The 16734-nt window shown below is 42.4% G+C and carries 17 protein-coding genes; 15 read left to right on the top strand and 2 right to left on the bottom strand.

Going from position 1 to position 16734, the window contains the following annotated elements:
* Positions 1 to 68 precede the first annotated feature (68 nt).
* The 12 genes from argC (at position 69) to EGX73_RS03330 (ending at position 10709) form a co-directional block, all read left to right on the top strand.
* Entirely contained in the window at positions 69 to 1091 is a 1023-nt protein-coding gene (gene argC / locus EGX73_RS03385; RefSeq protein ID WP_123866734.1) for an N-acetyl-gamma-glutamyl-phosphate reductase, read from the top strand.
* Positions 1092 to 1135: 44 nt separating this feature from the next.
* Complete coding sequence (gene argJ, locus EGX73_RS03380) at positions 1136 to 2326, top strand: bifunctional glutamate N-acetyltransferase/amino-acid acetyltransferase ArgJ (RefSeq protein ID WP_003128150.1); 1191 nt, start codon at positions 1136 to 1138, stop codon at positions 2324 to 2326.
* Between the two features lie 94 nt (positions 2327 to 2420).
* Positions 2421 to 3179 (top strand): acetylglutamate kinase, encoded by a 759-nt coding sequence (gene argB, locus EGX73_RS03375; RefSeq protein ID WP_003128151.1) that lies wholly within the window; start codon positions 2421 to 2423, stop codon positions 3177 to 3179.
* Between the two features lie 189 nt (positions 3180 to 3368).
* Positions 3369 to 4187: a VOC family protein gene (locus EGX73_RS03370; RefSeq protein ID WP_003128152.1), complete on the top strand. Its 819-nt coding sequence runs from the start codon at positions 3369 to 3371 to the stop codon at positions 4185 to 4187.
* Between the two features lie 122 nt (positions 4188 to 4309).
* Positions 4310 to 5314, top strand: coding sequence for a serine hydrolase (locus tag EGX73_RS03365; RefSeq protein WP_003128153.1), 1005 nt, complete (start codon positions 4310 to 4312; stop codon positions 5312 to 5314).
* A gap of 48 nt (positions 5315 to 5362) precedes the next feature.
* Positions 5363 to 6316, top strand: coding sequence for a mannose-6-phosphate isomerase, class I (manA, locus tag EGX73_RS03360; protein WP_003128154.1), 954 nt, complete (start codon positions 5363 to 5365; stop codon positions 6314 to 6316).
* A gap of 174 nt (positions 6317 to 6490) precedes the next feature.
* Positions 6491 to 7630, top strand: a complete 1140-nt coding sequence (locus EGX73_RS03355) for a cysteine desulfurase family protein (protein WP_003128155.1) — start codon at positions 6491 to 6493, stop codon at positions 7628 to 7630.
* A gap of 219 nt (positions 7631 to 7849) precedes the next feature.
* Positions 7850 to 8191, top strand: coding sequence for a DUF1831 domain-containing protein (locus tag EGX73_RS03350; protein ID WP_003128156.1), 342 nt, complete (start codon positions 7850 to 7852; stop codon positions 8189 to 8191).
* 359 nt (positions 8192 to 8550) lie between these two features.
* Complete coding sequence (locus EGX73_RS03345; RefSeq protein ID WP_003128158.1) at positions 8551 to 9156, top strand: metallophosphoesterase; 606 nt, start codon at positions 8551 to 8553, stop codon at positions 9154 to 9156.
* A gap of 204 nt (positions 9157 to 9360) precedes the next feature.
* Positions 9361 to 9924 carry an alkaline shock response membrane anchor protein AmaP gene (amaP, locus tag EGX73_RS03340; protein ID WP_003128159.1) on the top strand — a complete coding sequence of 188 codons (564 nt, stop codon included), beginning with the start codon at positions 9361 to 9363 and terminating at the stop codon, positions 9922 to 9924.
* Between the two features lie 11 nt (positions 9925 to 9935).
* Complete coding sequence (locus EGX73_RS03335; protein WP_029486300.1) at positions 9936 to 10130, top strand: DUF2273 domain-containing protein; 195 nt, start codon at positions 9936 to 9938, stop codon at positions 10128 to 10130.
* Positions 10131 to 10184: 54 nt separating this feature from the next.
* Positions 10185 to 10709 (top strand): Asp23/Gls24 family envelope stress response protein, encoded by a 525-nt coding sequence (locus tag EGX73_RS03330; RefSeq protein WP_003128162.1) that lies wholly within the window; start codon positions 10185 to 10187, stop codon positions 10707 to 10709.
* Positions 10710 to 10806: 97 nt separating this feature from the next.
* Here the strand turns inward: EGX73_RS03330 and EGX73_RS03325 are convergent, their stop codons facing one another.
* Positions 10807 to 11529, bottom strand: coding sequence for a C39 family peptidase (locus EGX73_RS03325; RefSeq protein ID WP_003128163.1), 723 nt, complete (start codon positions 11527 to 11529; stop codon positions 10807 to 10809).
* Between the two features lie 344 nt (positions 11530 to 11873).
* On the opposite strand from EGX73_RS03325, the gene mnmA reads away from it, so the two are divergent.
* Positions 11874 to 12992 (top strand): tRNA 2-thiouridine(34) synthase MnmA, encoded by a 1119-nt coding sequence (gene mnmA / locus EGX73_RS03320; RefSeq protein WP_003128164.1) that lies wholly within the window; start codon positions 11874 to 11876, stop codon positions 12990 to 12992.
* A gap of 115 nt (positions 12993 to 13107) precedes the next feature.
* Here the strand turns inward: mnmA and EGX73_RS03315 are convergent, their stop codons facing one another.
* Positions 13108 to 13983: an AAA family ATPase gene (locus EGX73_RS03315; protein ID WP_005470119.1), complete on the bottom strand. Its 876-nt coding sequence runs from the start codon at positions 13981 to 13983 to the stop codon at positions 13108 to 13110.
* A 311-nt stretch (positions 13984 to 14294) separates the two neighbouring features.
* On the opposite strand from EGX73_RS03315, the gene EGX73_RS03310 reads away from it, so the two are divergent.
* Together EGX73_RS03310 and EGX73_RS03305 are read left to right on the top strand one after the other, a co-directional pair.
* Entirely contained in the window at positions 14295 to 14672 is a 378-nt protein-coding gene (locus EGX73_RS03310) for a DUF1033 family protein (RefSeq protein WP_003128166.1), read from the top strand.
* A complete protein-coding gene (locus EGX73_RS03305; protein ID WP_005470120.1) occupies positions 14605 to 16677 on the top strand; it encodes a DNA topoisomerase III in 2073 nt (690 codons plus the stop codon). The genes EGX73_RS03310 and EGX73_RS03305 overlap by 68 nt, the downstream gene beginning before the upstream one ends.
* The last annotated feature ends 57 nt before the right edge of the window (positions 16678 to 16734 follow it).

The raw sequence follows: 16734 nt of genomic DNA, 5'->3' as shown, positions 1-16734 counted from the left end.
GAGCTGCTTTGGTTGTTGAAAGGTTGTTGAAAAAGAATTTGAGAACAAGTGAAAAAGGGGTGTAGTAAGTGAAAGCAGCAATCGTCGGGTTTACCGGCTATACAGGATTGGAATTGGTTCGTTTGATCCACTTGCATCCTGTCTTGGAGATAGGAACGTTACATAGTCATTCAGTCCAAGAAAATTCAGTCAATGTTTATCCCCATCTGCAGCAACTGGTCAACCAAAGGATTTACCCGTTTGATCCGCTGCAGATTATGCAAGAAAATGAATTGGTCTTTTTTGCGACACCGGCTGGTATTAGCAAAGATTTGGTCTCGCCATTTGTCGAACAAGACTTTCCTGTGATGGATTTATCCGGAGATCTGCGTTTGAAAGAAGCAGGTGTTTATCAGCAATGGTATCAGCTGACGCCAGCTGCGGATCGTTTATTGCATGCTGCAACATATGCATTGCCAGAGTTTCAGACGTCCCACGGAAATTTAATGGCCAATCCAGGCTGCTATGCCACTGCCGCAATTTTAGCCGCTGCGCCTTTAGTCAGAAGAAAATGGTTGGCAGGCATTCCCATTTTTGACGGCAAATCTGGGCTTTCTGGTGCGGGGAAAAAACTGTCAGATACCAGTCATTTTGTGACAATTTCAGAAAATATGCAGACATATAAATTGAATCAGCATCAGCATATCCCAGAAATTGTCCAGCAGTTTCAACAATGGGATCCAGAATTGACGGCCATCCAATTTTCCACTAGTTTGATTCCGGTTAACAGAGGGATCATGATGACCCTTTATGTGCCTGTAGCGCCAGAAAGAACAGCGGAAGATATTTATCAGAGGTATCAAGAAGACTATCAAGAACAACCATTTATTCGCTTGCAGCCGTTAGGAAAGCTGCCAGAACTGCGGCAGGTGACAGGAACCAACTTTTGTGACATTGGGTTGGTCTTAAATCCGATGACCCACATCGTGACAGTCATTGCGGTGATCGATAATTTAGTAAAAGGGGCTGCCGGACAAGCAATCCAGAACGTCAATAAATGGGCTGGGCTGGAGGAAACAGCTGGATTACGACAGATCCCTTGGTATCCTTAACGATACTTGGGAATTCGATTAGTTCAGAATAAGGAGCGTGTAACATGAAAGAAATTATAGGGACAATTGTTTCACCAAAAGGTTTTTATGCAGATGGCATCCATTGTGGGGTGAAAAAAAGAAAAGCCGATCTTGGCTGGTTGTTCTCTGAAGTTCCGGCAAGTGCCGCCGCAGTTTTCACAACCAATCAAGTACAAGCGGCCCCCGTCCTAGTAACAAGAGAACAGTTGAAAACAGGAAAGCTTCGGGGAGTGATCGTGAATTCCGGGAATGCGAATGCTTGTACTGGAGAACAAGGAATAGCAGATGCCAGAGAAATGATCGCTTTGGCTGCAGCACAAGCCGGAGTGGCCTCAGAAGAGGTGGCGGTGGCATCTACGGGAATCATTGGTCGACCACTACCGATGGCAACGATTGCTGCTGGGATTCGTCAATTAAGTCATTCTGGCAGTCCTACCGGATTTCAGAAGGCCATTTTAACGACAGACCTTGTTGAAAAAAATCAAGTGATTCAGACGGAGATTGCGGGCCACACTGTCACCATGGCAGGTTGCGCCAAAGGCTCAGGGATGATTCATCCAAACATGGCGACAATGTTGGCATTCGTCACTACCGATGTCGCTATTGCACCGTCCCTTCTGCAGTCATTGCTGCGAAAACTCACGGAAGTCACTTTTAATCAAATCACAGTAGATGGCGATACCTCCACCAATGACATGGTATTGGTGCTGGCAAATGGGCAAGCGGGCAATCCGCCGATTGAAGAAAATACATTTGCTTATAAGCAATTTCAAAAAATGCTACAGACAGTCTTAACGACATTGGCCAAAGCCATCGCTAAAGACGGTGAAGGAGCGACAAAACTGATTGAAGCTGAAACAAAAGGGGCTCCCACCGACTTAGCTGCCCGCATGATCAGTAAAACGATCGTAGGTTCACCACTCGTGAAAACAGCAATCTATGGAAAAGACCCCAATTGGGGCCGGATCCTTTGTGCAATTGGGTATAGCGGACAAAGAATCGATCCTGCCAATGTGGCGATCGAATTAGCGGCGATCCCGGTTTTTGCAGGAGGATCCCCCCTTGACTACGATGAAACACTGATGGAAGAACGCTTGACAGCCTCAGAAGTAAAAATCAATGTCATTTTACAAGAAGGGGCCGGTCGCGGGAAAGCTTGGGGCTGTGATCTTACGTATGATTATGTCAAAATCAATGCACTCTATCATACGTAATGCCTATCTCATGGAGGTATCAAACGAATAGAATCGGAATCATTGGCTGTAAGAATCAAAAAATCGCCACAAGATCCAACAGGAGGAAGAACATATGGAAATCATTGTCATCAAGATGGGTGGTGTTGCTTCAGATAATCTGACCCCCGTTTTTTTTGAACAAGTCGCACAATGGCAAGCTCTAGGAAAGAAAATCGTGATTGTTCATGGTGGCGGCCATTATATCTCGGAAATGCTGCAGAAATTGTCACTGCCGATTCAGATCAAAGAAGGCTTGAGGGTAACGGATGCGCAAACCCTTGAGATCACTCGCATGGTTTTGCTGGGACAAGTCCAGCCAATGATCACGACTTATTTTCAGCAAGCTGGATTTCAGGCAATCGGCTTAAATGCTGGCTGTGATCAGTTGATCCAAGGGGAAATGATCAATCACGCCACACTTGGCTATGTTGGGAAGGCTAAGACTATTAATCAGCAGTTGCTTCAGCTGCTGATCAAAGGCAATCATATACCGATCCTTGCCCCACTTGGGATCACAGCCGAAGGCCAGTGGCTGAATATCAATGCGGACGAAGTCGCTTGTAAAGTTGCCAGCAGTCTGAGAGCAGAACGATTGATTCTGCTGACAGATGTACCGGGAATCAAGAAAGACTCCCAGTGGCTGCAGCAAGTCTCATTGACTGACATAAAAACATTGATCAATGAGAAGGTGATCACTGGCGGGATGTTGCCAAAGTTAGTCAGTGCTAAAAAAGCGCTTATGAGCGGAGTAGCAACTGTCAGTATCACCGACCGATTAGAAAAAAACGGTACTCAGATCAGAAGAATGAAAGAAACAGCCTTCCTTCAATGAATAAAGGTAGATTTAACCACAAAAAAAGAAGTTCAGTGACCTTTTTTGTCGTTAAATCTATTTTTTTGTCAAAAAAAAATGCTTGATAATGGTAGAATGATAAAGGATTTCATTTGCTAGTATAACGGTTTATCAGTACAATAAGGACAAATGCATAGATAAACGCATACATATATAGGGGGAGAAATAATGACAGATTTTGTATTGGGGAAGAGCACAAAGTTGCGGACAATCGCGATTCGAGTAAAAGATCGGGATAAAGCGATTGCTTTTTATCGTGATGTTCTAGGTTTTGATTTGAAACGGGAAGAAAACGAATTAGCCATTTTGGGTTTCAAAGGTGCAGAAGGTGAAGTCATCTGGCTAGAAGAAAGTCCACGGGCCAATGATCATTTTGGGGAAATCAAAAAAATGCAACGGATCCGCTTGACCGTCGCTTCCTTAGAAGAACTGGCAGCAATTTGTAAAAAAGCGAAAGAACAGTCTGCGACTTTTGAAGAATCTATTTTTGAAGGAAGTCAAATCGCAGTTGTTTTGGCTGATCCTGAAGAAAACCGAATCGAAGTTTTTTACGAAGGCACTCAAGAAACAGATTTGCCAAAAACGCTTGAAGCATTGATCGAAGCTGCACCAAGTGAGGTAGTCCTGTTATCAAGCAAAGCTCGCTTCAACCAAATTCATCTGAATGTCAGTGATGTAGCGAAAGAACGCGACTTTTTGGAAGAGCTGTTAGGTTTGACGACCAAAGAAGCAGATGGTTTCTTACATTTGAATGAAGATGATTTTCAAGTTGGTTTGATCGAAGGCCAAGGCGGAACCATCGATTTACCGACACATGAGGTATTGGGATTGGACTTTTTGAAGATCGCTATTGATAAAGAAGACTTATTGACTTTGGAAGCTCATTTGACTGACAGCAAGCAAGAATTCTTTATTGATAAAAAGAAAAACTTACTGACTACCTACGATACCATCGGGATCGAATGGTGGTTCGTTGCAAATAAATAATGCGATTCACCACTAAGATGCAGAAGAATTTCTCTGGAAATCTCTTCTGTATTTTTTTGTGCAATTAGGGCCTGACTGGTATAATCAAAACAGTTTAGAGGCGCACGAAAGGAGGAACTGGTATGTATCCAGAAACGATTCGGCTAATCGCTGAAAAGCAACAGGAGGGCGTCTTACCGGGAGTTGTTTATCGATTCATCCATGGAGAGCAAATGGAGACTCATTGTTTAGGCTACGCGGCTCGGCAGCCCCAAATAGAATCACTTACGACGGAACACCTATTTGATGTGGCTTCTTTGACGAAAGTGGTTTGTACGACGACGGTGATTCTCAAACTATGGGAACAGGGAGTCCTAGCAATCGATGACCCTCTGGTCCGCTATTTGCCTGCTTTTACTGATCAGAAAGTAACGTTACGACATCTTTTAACCCACACCTCCGATATCCAGACTTGGATTCCTCGCCGCGATCAATTGTCTGCTGAAGAGCTACGTCACGCGTATCTTCGAGTCCAAAGCGGACCACAGCTTGACAAGCAAGTCCAGTACACGGATACGGGCACGATTCTTCTAGGCTTCATGTTGGAGGAACTTTTTGGCTGTTCTGTCACCGAGATCTTCCAGCAGGAGGTTCTGCAACCGCTAGAAATGACCAACAGTGGGTTTCCTCCTTTGCCGGCAGCAAGCAAGGTAGCAGCCACTCAGCGCCAAGAAGATGGGACTGTTCTGAAAGGAATCACCCATGATCCCAAAGCACGAGTTTTGGGCAAACATGCCGGAAACGCAGGGCTGTTTTCAACCATTGATGATTTGACTCAATTTGTACAAATGATGTTGAAGAAAGGTCAGACAGCGACGCAATCTTTTCTTTCAGCAGATATACTGGAAAGACTATATCTAGACCATACGCCATCTGAAACAGGACATCGCTCAATCGGCTGGGACTTGAAAGGTACGCCTGTACACCTCTATCATACAGGGTATACAGGGACCTTCCTTTTGATTGGTTCTGATGGCAAAGCATTTATTTTTCTTTCGAATCGCGTACATCCAGAGGATCACAGAGACAGCTATCTGAAACATCGGGATCAAATTGTACAAAGTTATTTAAAAGAATCCGTTCGTTGAAGTTTTTCGTGCTATAATATTAGCGAATCAATAGAGAGGGGATCAACTATGGAACCATTATTTATGAAACCTGTTTTTCAAGAAAAAATTTGGGGCGGTAGCCGTTTACATTCTGTTTTCGGTTTTGATCTGCCAAATGATAAGATCGGTGAAGACTGGGCGATCAGTGCACATCCTCATGGTGTCAGCGTGATTGAAAACGGCCCATTTAAAGGGAAGACATTAGCAGACTTATGGCGGGATCACCAAGAATTGTTTGGTCATTCGGAGGCGCCGGTATTTCCTTTGCTGATCAAAATCTTGGATGCAGAAGACGATCTATCTGTGCAAGTGCATCCAGACGATGCGTACGGCATGGAACATGAAGGTGAACTAGGCAAGACAGAATGCTGGTACATCATTGATGCAGAACCTGGGGCAGAGATCATTTATGGCCACCACGCACAAACCAAAGAAGAATTAAAAGCAATGATCGAAGACGGCCGTTGGGATGATCTATTAACGAAAGTTCCTGTTAAAAAAGGCGACTTTTTCTATGTGCCAAGCGGAACGATCCATGCAATCGGTAAAGGCATCATGATTTTGGAAACACAACAAAGTTCAGATACCACTTATCGGGTTTATGACTATGATCGGACAGACGATCAAGGCAAGACCAGAGAACTGCATATCCAACAATCTGTTGATGTGACGACTGTGCCCGCTAAAGCACCAGAACTGTCGATTCGTGAAATCAAGCAAGGATCTTCGGCAATCGTGACGTATCTGGAAACCGAATTTTTCAATGTTTATGAATGGGAAGTTCGTGGCAAATTGAATCTGGAACAACAAGCAGACTATACTCTGATGACCGTGATTGACGGATATGGTCAACTTGTGATCGATGGTCATTCCTATGAATTGAAGATGGGAACAAGCTGTATTCTGCCTAATCCAATCAAAAAATGGACATTACAGGGAGAACTGACGGTGATCGCCTCTGAACCTGGTGAGAACGCATAAGTGATTACTTTTTCTAAAAAAATACATTGAAGAACCAAATCATTCGCAGCAAGCAGAAGAAAACCTGCTTGCTGTTTTTTGCTATTCTTTTAAACTACCGGAAAATCAATCGTTAGGGATAGACGGTTGGTTTAGATTTGTTATAATGGCTTTAATAAAGGATAGGTGAAACGAATGGTTTATTTAGATCATGCAGCAACGACGCCGATGCACCCGGCTGTCATTCGAGCCATGAATGACACAATGACGACATTTTTTGGCAATCCTTCCAGTATCCATAGGTACGGTCGGGATGCCCATACCAAGCTAGAAGAAGCGCGACAAGTAATCGCCGATCAGTTAGGTGTCAAAGCCCACGAGATCATTTTTAATAGTGGCGGAACGGAAAGCGACAACACAGCGATCCTCGGCACCGCGTATGCAAAACAAGCAGTAGGAAAACACATCATTACTACGACGATCGAACATCCAGCAGTCATCGAAAGCATGAAGTTTTTGGAGAAGCAAGGGTTCGAGATCACTTACTTACCTGTCGATAAAAAAGGACAGCTCTTATCAGAACAAGTAGCAGCGGCACTACGTCCAGATACGATCCTCGTTTCAATTATGTTCGCCAATAATGAAACGGGCAATATTTTGCCGATCCAAGAAATTGGCGAACTGCTAAAAGAACACGCCGCTGTTTTTCATACGGACGCCGTACAAGCTTACGGCAAGCTGCCCATTGATCCTGCTGCGTATGGCATCGATTTGTTGAGTATTTCAGCACATAAGATCAACGGACCTAAAGGCGTTGGTTTCTTGTACAAACGAGACGGCTTGTCACTACCCACTCTCTTACACGGTGGTGAGCAAGAAGAAAAGCGCCGTGCCGGTACAGAAAATTTGGCAGGGATCGTAGGTATGGCAAAAGCTGTTTCCTTGCTGACTCCAGAAGTACAGCGTGCGTACAGTGAGACGTATCAGCAATTTGCTAAGCAAGTTTTTTCTGTTTTGGAAGAGCAAAGCGTTGACTACCGTTTAAATGGAGATCCTGATAGCAAGCTGCCTCACATCATCAATCTGCAATTTCCTGGTGTTACTAGTGATCTACTGTTGATGAAATTGGATCTAAAAGGCATTGCGATCTCGACGGGTTCAGCTTGTACCGCAGGGAACGTGGAACCTTCTCATGTTTTAGAAGCAATGTATGGCAAAGAGCATCCCGCTGTGGGAGAATCTGTGCGTATCAGTTTTGGTCTTGGTAACACAGAAGAAGAGGTCCATAGTTTTGCAGAATTACTTGCTCGAACCGTTTTAGGAACGAAGAAGTAGTACCCATAGTTTCGTGTTTTTAGAGGAATCGAAGGGGCTGCTCCTAGATAAGCGAAAAGAGAGCAGAAAGCAAAAAAAACTGGCACTCATGCAACCATTCATGATAATCTGAAGAAAGAAATACCGGATAGCAAAGAGACTTTCTCTAGAAAAAAGCACTTGTATTTTTTCTAGAGAAGCTTTTTCGGAAATCAAAACGTCGAACGAGGTGGAAAGCAAATGGCATTTGAAACAACAACAACTGTCTTAGGTGCAGAGACCCGCTACCAATTAGCACCAGAAGCAAAAAAGTATACACTGCGGGACAATGGATTTACTGAAACAAACAGTGGCAATTTCCAATTGATCCGCGGGTTGGAAGCAACTCCGCAAAGTAAAGAAGGCTTTAAATTAAAAATCACCGTCGCAAAGGACATCAAAACGTTTAAGATGTCGATTACGACAGCCAATGGATTGAAAGCAGTCAACATCTTTAAAGACCCGCAACACAAAATGCTGCAAGAAAAATTTTATTTCTTGATGGATGGGTTTATTAGTCGCGGATTATTCATCAAAGCGTAAACCATCGCGAACAAAATGATCCGTTATTTAGGAAAAGCAACCAAAAGATTTTCGTTTCAAAAGTGTATCTGGAAGACAATCATGAACAAATTATTCCGTGGACAATGTTGGATCGTCCACAGTAGCGAGTGTGGAGGCTAGCGCTAATCCACTACGTTAGCGGTTCCACACTATCAATGTGGATGTTGTTGTGACTTGTCCCTTGCTCTTTGGCAGAAATGAAATCGTTCGGTTGTTTTTTTGTTACAGTTGAAGGAAAGATCGTGACTTCAATCATGGCTTTTGTTTGCTGTTTTCTTTTTAGGCTAAGCGTATACTGACAGATATGTAAAACATTTACCCTGAGAAAGGAAGAGAAGATGCGCTATTTTACATCAGATACTCATTATTTTCATGAAAAACTATTAGGTTCGAATGATTTTGCCCCACGTCCGTTTGCGTCTGTCTCAGAGATGCATGAAGTCATGGTCGCTAATTGGAATCAGGTGGTTCAAGCACAAGATACGGTCTACCATCTAGGAGATATTGCACTCCATCCCGAACATGAAGCGGGGTTTGCAGAGCTTTTAGCGCTATTAGTACGGCTGCAAGGAAAGATCGCTTTTATCAAAGGCAACCATGATACGCGCGCACTCTTTCGTTATCTAGCAAAGCACGATCCCGGAATTTCCGGAGAGCCGAAGTTTTCTTTTGCGGATGTCGGTCTGTTGTTAAAATTTGATCATCACCAGTATTATTTGAGTCATTATCCGATGCTATTGGGAATGACAAAGAATAGCCGTAACCTTCATGGGCATATCCATCATCATAGTTTTCCTATCGCTGAGAATATCAATGTCGGTGTCGATGCGCCGGAATTAGCATTCCTTCCTCAACCTTGGCCGTTTGGACGACCAATTTCCGAAAACCAATTAGAAAGGATCTTTCAAGCCAAACAAGCAGAAATACACCAAACGTTTCATTGAGAAATAACAAGGAAAACAGTCGGTTAAAGAATTATAGTCATATATCTTTTTAACAATAGTTATAATAGCAAGACAAAATTTCTGCTTCTAGTAAGCTGAACATTGGTTATAGAATGAAAAAATAATCGGTTTCAAGGTTTATCATTTGAAGGATATTTAAGAAATGTGTATGCTTTAAATAGAAAGTAGTAAAGGAGGTTGCCTATGCGTAAGATTTCTAAAGTGATCATGATCATTGGGTTACTGTTATTGTTGCTCGTCTTTTTCTTTGGCATGATTGAGAATCAGCAAGCGGTAGATTTACCATTCTACTTGATTCCACTGCGTGAGTATCCGTGGGTCGGAGCTTCCATGAGCATGTTTTTGTTTTGGACATGTGTCGGCTTTGCACTGCTGACGATCATTGGTATTTTCGTTGTCTTGTTCTTTCCAAAGCGTTCGGATCGTTTGGTTATCCAGCAAAAATCCGGAGAATTGGTGATTCAAAAGAAAGCCTTGGAACATTTTGTTTTAAAGAATGTCCAACAAGCTGATTTTATCCATTCGCCATCAGTGAAGGTCAAGATTATCAAGAATAAAGTCCGAGTCATGATCGATGGAGAAATGAAACAGACCGCAGCCATCCCGCAACAACAAGAAGCATTGGTTGGTGAGATCAGCAGTAAGCTTCAAACGCTATTCGGTGTCACTCATGATATACAAACAGAAGTTGTCTTGAAAGACGCTGAAGAAACAAGAGAACATCACACACAACCCCGTGTCGTTTAGGAGGAGAAATGATGAACAAATGGTTCGAACAAAATAAGATCCCGGTTATCTTTGCTGCATTAGGACTGATACTAGCAATTCTCTTTCTGACAGTCGGCTTTTTGAAAACATTGCTACTACTGATTTTTACAGCACTAGGAGGTTACCTTGGCTTCTACCTCAAAGAGATCGGTTTCTTTGATCAATTTCAAAAGCCGCGGCGTTAGTGATCGGTAACATTTATTATTATAATTTTTATGAAGATATAGGAGGAATGTACAATGGAAAATCAAGTAAAACCAACAACTACTGCAGGTGTTAAAGGAGAATTGACTTACGAAGATAAAGTAATTCAAAAGATTGTCGGGATTGCGCTAGAATCCGTAGATGGACTATTAACGGTTGATGGTGGGTTCTTCTCAAATATCGCAGGAAAATTAGTGAATACGGATGATGTTACTTCCGGTATCAACGTTGAAGTTGGTAAAAAACAAGTAGCCGTAGATTTAGATATCGTAGCAGAATACGGTAGCGACATGACTGCCATTTACGACCAAATCAAAGAAGTCGTTTCAACACAAGTCAACAAAATGACAAACTTGGAAGTTATCGAAGTGAACGTTAATGTAGCAGATGTTAAAACTCGTGAACAATTCGAAAAAGATTCAGAAACTGTTCAAGACAAAGTTAGCAGTGCTGCAGAAACAACTGGAGAATTTGCTTCAAAACAAACACGTAAAGCCAAAGGCGCATTCAACAAAACTGCCAGCCGTATCCAAGAAAACAACGAACCACGAGTTCAATAATTACGGCAAATATAAAAACAGGCTAGCTAATCGGCTAGTCTGTTTTTTTTTGATGGTTCTCAGTCAACAGTGCAAGTCTGTAAGTTGCTTTTGAAAATCAAAGCCAAAAGCACCAATAATTCAATCCTTCAGCAGCAAGCAGTTCATTAGAGAAAGTTTTTTTGTAGTGGTTTTTATCTGGTGAATCATTTGGATCAAGCACTTGAATCCCCCCTTCTCTATTCAAAGCCAATACCATCAAATGGCCTGTGGTAGTAAATGTTCCCGGCTGTACGGAGACAATGACGGGAAATCCTTGCTGAATCATCTTGTAAGCTTCCTCGAAAGAATTTCCCAGATCTAAGAATTGATAGCCAAAATGTTCGGCAAACTGAGGAAAGATTTGCCAGCTAGTTCCTTGATCAGCAAGATAAAATTGGTTGCCTGCCCAGTTGAGAATATTGTCTGGTTCTGGTGCCTGATTTCGCCAAAAAGAATCAATCATTGCTAAAGATGCGATGGCACAACCATTATCGGCAAAGGTATTTTGCTGTTCCCCAGAGCCGTAACGTTTCATCCCCCAACGTTCGTCTCTTTGCAAAATCAAAGGGACTTGTTGGGACTTCGGCAGCACTTCTTGCAGCACTTGATTGGCTTGCTCTGAAAATTTCTTTGGCAATAATACGATATCTTGTGAGTCGGAATGCTTTACTCTTTCAAAGACTAATTGTCGTAAAAGGAAAGAACCGGCGACAATGATCAGTAAGACAAGAATACTTTTTTTGACGGAATTTTTTGGCTTTTTTCTATTTCTGCGGTCAGTCGTTGCGTGATTGTTCATGTTCTGTTACCCCTTTTGTCACTATCTAAGAGGAGTATAGCTGATCCTTGCAACAGACATTTCTGTATTTTATGAAGAAATTCATACGATTTTATGATAGTTTCTTTTTGCTTGAAAGCAGGCTAGCATTAGGCTTAAGCAGCAGCTGTCGGAGGAACTATTTATGTGGGAAAGGTTTTTTTGAATTTAAAGAAGTATCTAAGTTTTTTACAGGAAAAGCTAAACCGATGAAACTCTCCGTGAATTTTTTGCCAATCTGTTGTATAATGCAAATTACTGAAAAGTTGCGACCTTCAAATCGTAGATGATTTCAGAATCTATAATTGAAATGATGGTGAAAAATCATGTCTAACGAAAACACCCGTGTGGTGGTTGGAATGAGTGGCGGGGTGGACTCGTCGGTAACAGCACTTTTGCTGAAAGAACAAGGGTATGATGTTGTCGGGATCTTTATGAAAAATTGGGACGATACCGATGAAAATGGTGTATGTACTGCAACGGAAGATTACAAAGATGTGGCTAAAGTAGCAGCTCAAATCGGCATTCCCTATTATTCAGTCAATTTCGAAAAAGAATATTGGGACCGCGTTTTCGAATATTTCTTAGCTGAATATCGAGCTGGACGTACACCAAACCCAGATGTTATGTGTAACAAAGAAATCAAATTCAAGGCCTTTTTAGATTATGCCATGGATCTTGGTGCTGATTATGTGGCAACTGGACACTATGCTCAAGTCGAAACGGATGAAAATGGGGTTACCCATATGCTGCGCGGAGTGGATAGCAACAAAGACCAAACGTATTTCTTGAGCCAACTGTCGCAAGCACAATTGAGTAAAACCATGTTCCCTTTAGGCGGCATGGAAAAATCTGAAGTACGGGCCATTGCTGAACGAGCTGGTTTAGCAACAGCTAAGAAAAAAGATTCTACAGGTGTTTGCTTTATCGGTGAAAAGAATTTCAAACAATTTCTAAGCAATTACTTGCCAGCAAAAAAAGGCAACATGGTCACATTAGATGGTGAAGTCAAAGGACAACATGATGGTCTGATGTACTATACCATCGGCCAACGTCAAGGATTGGGAATCGGTGGCGGCGGCACTTCACAAGAACCGTGGTTTGTTGTCGGCAAAGATTTAGCAACAAACACATTGTATGTGGGACAAGGATTCCACCATCCAGCATTGTATGCGGATCGGTTGGAAGCAAGTCAAATCCACTTTACGACAGACACGGATCGTCCAAGTGAATTCAAGTGCACAGCCAAATTCCGTTATCGTCAACAAGATGTCGGCGTCTCTGTCCGCTTGCTAGATAATGACCGTGCCGAAGTGATCTTCGATGAACCCGTTCGGGCAATCACCCCAGGACAAGCAGTGGTCTTTTATGATGGCATGGAATGTCTTGGCGGTGGCTTGATCGATGCCGCTTACCAAGAAGCAAAAGAATTGCAATATGTCTAAACGATTCGAACGATTGCAGCAGTGATAATTGAAACGATCCGAATGATCAGTGATGCCTGTATGGATTTGCAGGCATGATCTTTCGGATCGTTTTCTATGTGATTCTAGGAGATTCTTATTGATCGGTACGTCTTTTTTCATCTTCAAAAGCTTCTTGATGCATTTGGAAAAAGCGGTAGTAGGTCTGAACATTTTCCAACTGTGTCCAGCGACGCACATCCACCGGCTTTTGATCCAAATCGTAGATCTTTGCTTCTTTGATGGAGAGGACAAAAGGGCTGTGGGTAGCGATGACAAATTGACAATGTTCGTAGCGGGTCATGTCTTCGATAAATGCGACTAACTCAATTTGTCGTTGGGCCGACAGTGAATTTTCTGGTTCGTCTAAAAGATACAGTCCATTAGGCACGATTTTTTCTTGGAAAAAGCTTGCCGCGTTTTCTCCGTTTGAGAATTCACGGACATTATCCATCAGATTTTTACGTGTGAATTTCGATTGTGTATTGGAACGTGCGAGGTTGATTTTTTTTAATCTCTCATAGTCTTCAAAGCCTTTAAAACGAAAATTTGCATATTTGGCTTCAAAATATTCGTCGAAGATTTCTTCTCGGCGGCGATCAATGCCTTGATTCAAATTGCGAATGTCGAGCATATAGTCGAATACGTCATCGCTGGTCAAAATTTGCTTGATTTTAGGTTCGTTGGTAACTATGCAATGGCATTGATCAAGGTAATCTTCAAAGAAGTTGGAACGATTATAAGCGGCGGACCGTTGCGCGCCGATCTTCTCAGCAAGGACGTTCAGTGCGGTGGTTTTTCCTGAACCGTTGCCTCCGTAAAGGATAGTGATTGGTTCAAAATCGATTTGAGAAAAGGCGTTCTTTGACAAGACTTGATAGGGGTAATAGGAATCATAGACAGTTCGCATAATCCCCGCAAAAAATGACCCTTCGGATTCACGATCAGGAAAAGTAATTTGATTAAGGTACATCAACGCGCCAACTCCTAACAGATTTTTTGTTTAGTGTAACATAATTGTTCTTGCCATAAAAAAATTTTCCAAGTAAAATAATTTCACCTATGTAGAGTTGTTATCTTTTCTTGTTATATTCACATTCCCTGTGTTCTATGCTAGACTAAGGGTAACATCATTTTGATGTCATCTTAAGAGACAGTATAAAAACATAAAAAAACGATGATTTTTTGAATTTTTTAAAGGGTGCTTAATTGTTGAGACTTATTCCTTGCAACTTTTGGTAAAAGTGACTAATATGGGAAAGGAATCTTGAGAGGAGCGATGGGATGTATCAAGTAATAGTCATGTATGGTGATAACGAGCCATGGTGGTTTTTTGAAGGATGGCAGGCAGATATTCAAGAGGCGTTCACATTTGCATCTTTTGCGGAAGCACAGTCATTTTACGAAGAAAAATGGCACGAGATTCGGAAAGAGTATTCGTACATAAATGCAAAAACCAACTTTATGACGGCTTTTTGGAATGAAGACGAAGAACGCTGGTGTGAAGAATGCGACGATTATCTCCAACAATATATTGGGTTGGCACTACTTAAAGAATACCAACAAGTCGTCGATGAAAGCAGGAAAGATTTTTATGAAACAACTAATTCTAGCGGAAAAGCCAAGCGTTGCCAAAGACCTCAGCAAAGTATTGGGTTGTAATCAAAAAAATAAAAATTATTACGAAGGACCCAAGGTAATCGTTACTTGGGCCCTTGGTCATTTATTAGGTCTAAAAATGCCCGAAGATTTAAACAAAGAATGGGCCTCGTGGCAGATGGAAACATTACCGATGGTTCCCAAAACGATCGGGATCAAACCATTGCCTAAGACGGGGCATCAGTTGAAAGCAATCAAACAACTGGCACATCGCAAAGATGTGTCGGAAGTCGTGATCGCTACCGATGCAGGACGAGAAGGCGAGTTGGTGGCCCGATGGATCTTAGAGTGGGTCCGCTGTGACAAACCTGTCAAGCGGCTTTGGATTTCCTCTCAGACCCCTAAGGCTATCAAAGAAGGGTTCTCAAAGTTGCAGCCGGCGAAGCAGTATGATAACTTGTATCATTCTGCCATTGCTCGGGCAAAAGCAGACTGGCTAGTCGGCTTGAATGTGACCCGTGCCTTAACAGTGAAATATCAGGATAATTTAAGCGCTGGCCGAGTTCAAACACCAACGCTTGCTTTGGTTCGCGCACAAGAGAAACAGATTGAAGGTTTCCGCCCCCAAACCTATTATGTCATCAACTTAGAAGTGGGCGACAGTAAAGCAAAGCGGCAACAAAGCAATCCTTATCAATTGAAAGACCGTAGCGAAGCCGAAGCACTGGTTCAAAAGATGAGTCAGCAAAATGGCCGTGTTGCGTCTATTGAAGAGAAGATCAAAACCGAAGCGGCTCCTTTACCCTATGATTTGACGGAGATTCAGCGAGAAGCCAATCATCGCTATGACTTTTCTGCCAAAAAAACGTTGTCATTGGTCCAAAGCTTGTATGAAACCCATAAAATCGTCACGTATCCGCGGACTGATTCAAAATACTTAACCAGTGACATGAAAGCAACGATGAAAGAACGGTTGCAAGCAGTGGCCGATTTTGCTCCTGAAGTCAAAAGCTATTTGAAAAATGGCGGTCAAGTTCAGCAGCAAGCTGTGTTTAATGATAAGAAAGTTACGGATCACCATGCCTTGTTGCCTACAGAGCAACGGGCACGTTATGAAAAATTGAGTAATGACGAACAGCGAATCTATCAAATGATCGTTGAACGTTTTTTGATGCTTTTTGCCAAACCGCATAAGAAGCAGCAGCAAAAAGTTACAGTCAAATTTGGTAATGAAGTGTTTGTCTTTACCCATAACACTGTGATCGAGGCAGGCTGGAAAAAGTCAAAAGAAGAAGCAACCACTGTTTCTTGGCAGGAACAAATGAGTGTCAAACCAACATTCAGTATTCAAAAGGAACTAACGACGCCGCCGAAACCATTGAATGAAGGTACGCTCTTAGGCAAAATGGAAAAACATAGCTTAGGAACGCCTGCAACGAGAGCTGAGATCATTGAGAAATTGATCAAGTCAGAGTTGATGGAGCGAACACCTAGCGGTTTACAAGTTTCGCCAAAAGGCAAGCAGTTGTTGGTGCTAGTCAACCCATCTTTAGTCACTCCGGAATTGACGGAGAAATGGGAAAAGGAATTAGAACTGATCGCTAAAGGAAAATACTCGGAACAAAAATTCCTTGCTCAGATAGAAAAACATACCAAGCAATTAGTCAAAGAAATCAAGCAAAGCGAAAGCAAATATCAAGACTTTTCCTTAACGCAAAAACGATGTCCTGAATGCGGGGAACCATTAAGGGAAAAGAGTACCCGAGATGGCAAGATCTATGTTTGTTCAAGTCAAACCTGTAAGTATCGTCGTCGTAAAGATCCTAAAGTGTCTAACCATCGCTGTCCACAATGTCATCGAAAGATGGAGATCATTGAAGGAAAGAATGGTGCTTTCTTCCGTTGCAAGTTCGATGGGATCACCGAGAAAATGGCAGATAAGAAAGAGCGTAACAAAAAATTGACCAAACATGAAGAACGCCGGTTGATGCAAAAGATCAATCAGGAAGAACCGCAAGAAAGTCCATTGGCTGCAGCATTAAAAGCGGCGATGGAGAAAAAAGAATGACGAACGGCTGAAGGCAAGACGCCAGTATTGATTTTGTTCGTTCAACGATTTTGCTTC

Origin of the sequence: Enterococcus sp. FDAARGOS_553 (assembly GCF_003812305.1) — a bacterium.
Classification (GTDB): domain Bacteria; phylum Bacillota; class Bacilli; order Lactobacillales; family Enterococcaceae; genus Enterococcus_D; species Enterococcus_D gallinarum.
This window is presented reverse-complemented; position numbering and strand designations above follow the sequence as displayed.

Excerpts from the sequence above, each read along its gene's own strand:
- argJ (WP_003128150.1), top strand. The coding sequence starts at position 1,136 with ATGAAAGAAATTATAGGGACAATTGTTTCACCAAAAGGTTTTTATGCA.
- argB (WP_003128151.1), top strand. The coding sequence starts at position 2,421 with ATGGAAATCATTGTCATCAAGATGGGTGGTGTTGCTTCAGATAATCTG.
- EGX73_RS03370 (WP_003128152.1), top strand. The coding sequence starts at position 3,369 with ATGACAGATTTTGTATTGGGGAAGAGCACAAAGTTGCGGACAATCGCG.
- EGX73_RS03365 (WP_003128153.1), top strand. The coding sequence starts at position 4,310 with ATGTATCCAGAAACGATTCGGCTAATCGCTGAAAAGCAACAGGAGGGC.
- manA (WP_003128154.1), top strand. The coding sequence starts at position 5,363 with ATGGAACCATTATTTATGAAACCTGTTTTTCAAGAAAAAATTTGGGGC.
- EGX73_RS03355 (WP_003128155.1), top strand. The coding sequence starts at position 6,491 with ATGGTTTATTTAGATCATGCAGCAACGACGCCGATGCACCCGGCTGTC.
- EGX73_RS03350 (WP_003128156.1), top strand. The coding sequence starts at position 7,850 with ATGGCATTTGAAACAACAACAACTGTCTTAGGTGCAGAGACCCGCTAC.
- EGX73_RS03345 (WP_003128158.1), top strand. The coding sequence starts at position 8,551 with ATGCGCTATTTTACATCAGATACTCATTATTTTCATGAAAAACTATTA.
- amaP (WP_003128159.1), top strand. The coding sequence starts at position 9,361 with ATGCGTAAGATTTCTAAAGTGATCATGATCATTGGGTTACTGTTATTG.
- EGX73_RS03335 (WP_029486300.1), top strand. The coding sequence starts at position 9,936 with ATGAACAAATGGTTCGAACAAAATAAGATCCCGGTTATCTTTGCTGCA.
- EGX73_RS03330 (WP_003128162.1), top strand. The coding sequence starts at position 10,185 with ATGGAAAATCAAGTAAAACCAACAACTACTGCAGGTGTTAAAGGAGAA.
- EGX73_RS03325 (WP_003128163.1), bottom strand. The coding sequence starts at position 11,529 with ATGAACAATCACGCAACGACTGACCGCAGAAATAGAAAAAAGCCAAAA.
- mnmA (WP_003128164.1), top strand. The coding sequence starts at position 11,874 with ATGTCTAACGAAAACACCCGTGTGGTGGTTGGAATGAGTGGCGGGGTG.
- EGX73_RS03315 (WP_005470119.1), bottom strand. The coding sequence starts at position 13,983 with ATGTACCTTAATCAAATTACTTTTCCTGATCGTGAATCCGAAGGGTCA.
- EGX73_RS03310 (WP_003128166.1), top strand. The coding sequence starts at position 14,295 with ATGTATCAAGTAATAGTCATGTATGGTGATAACGAGCCATGGTGGTTT.
- EGX73_RS03305 (WP_005470120.1), top strand. The coding sequence starts at position 14,605 with ATGAAACAACTAATTCTAGCGGAAAAGCCAAGCGTTGCCAAAGACCTC.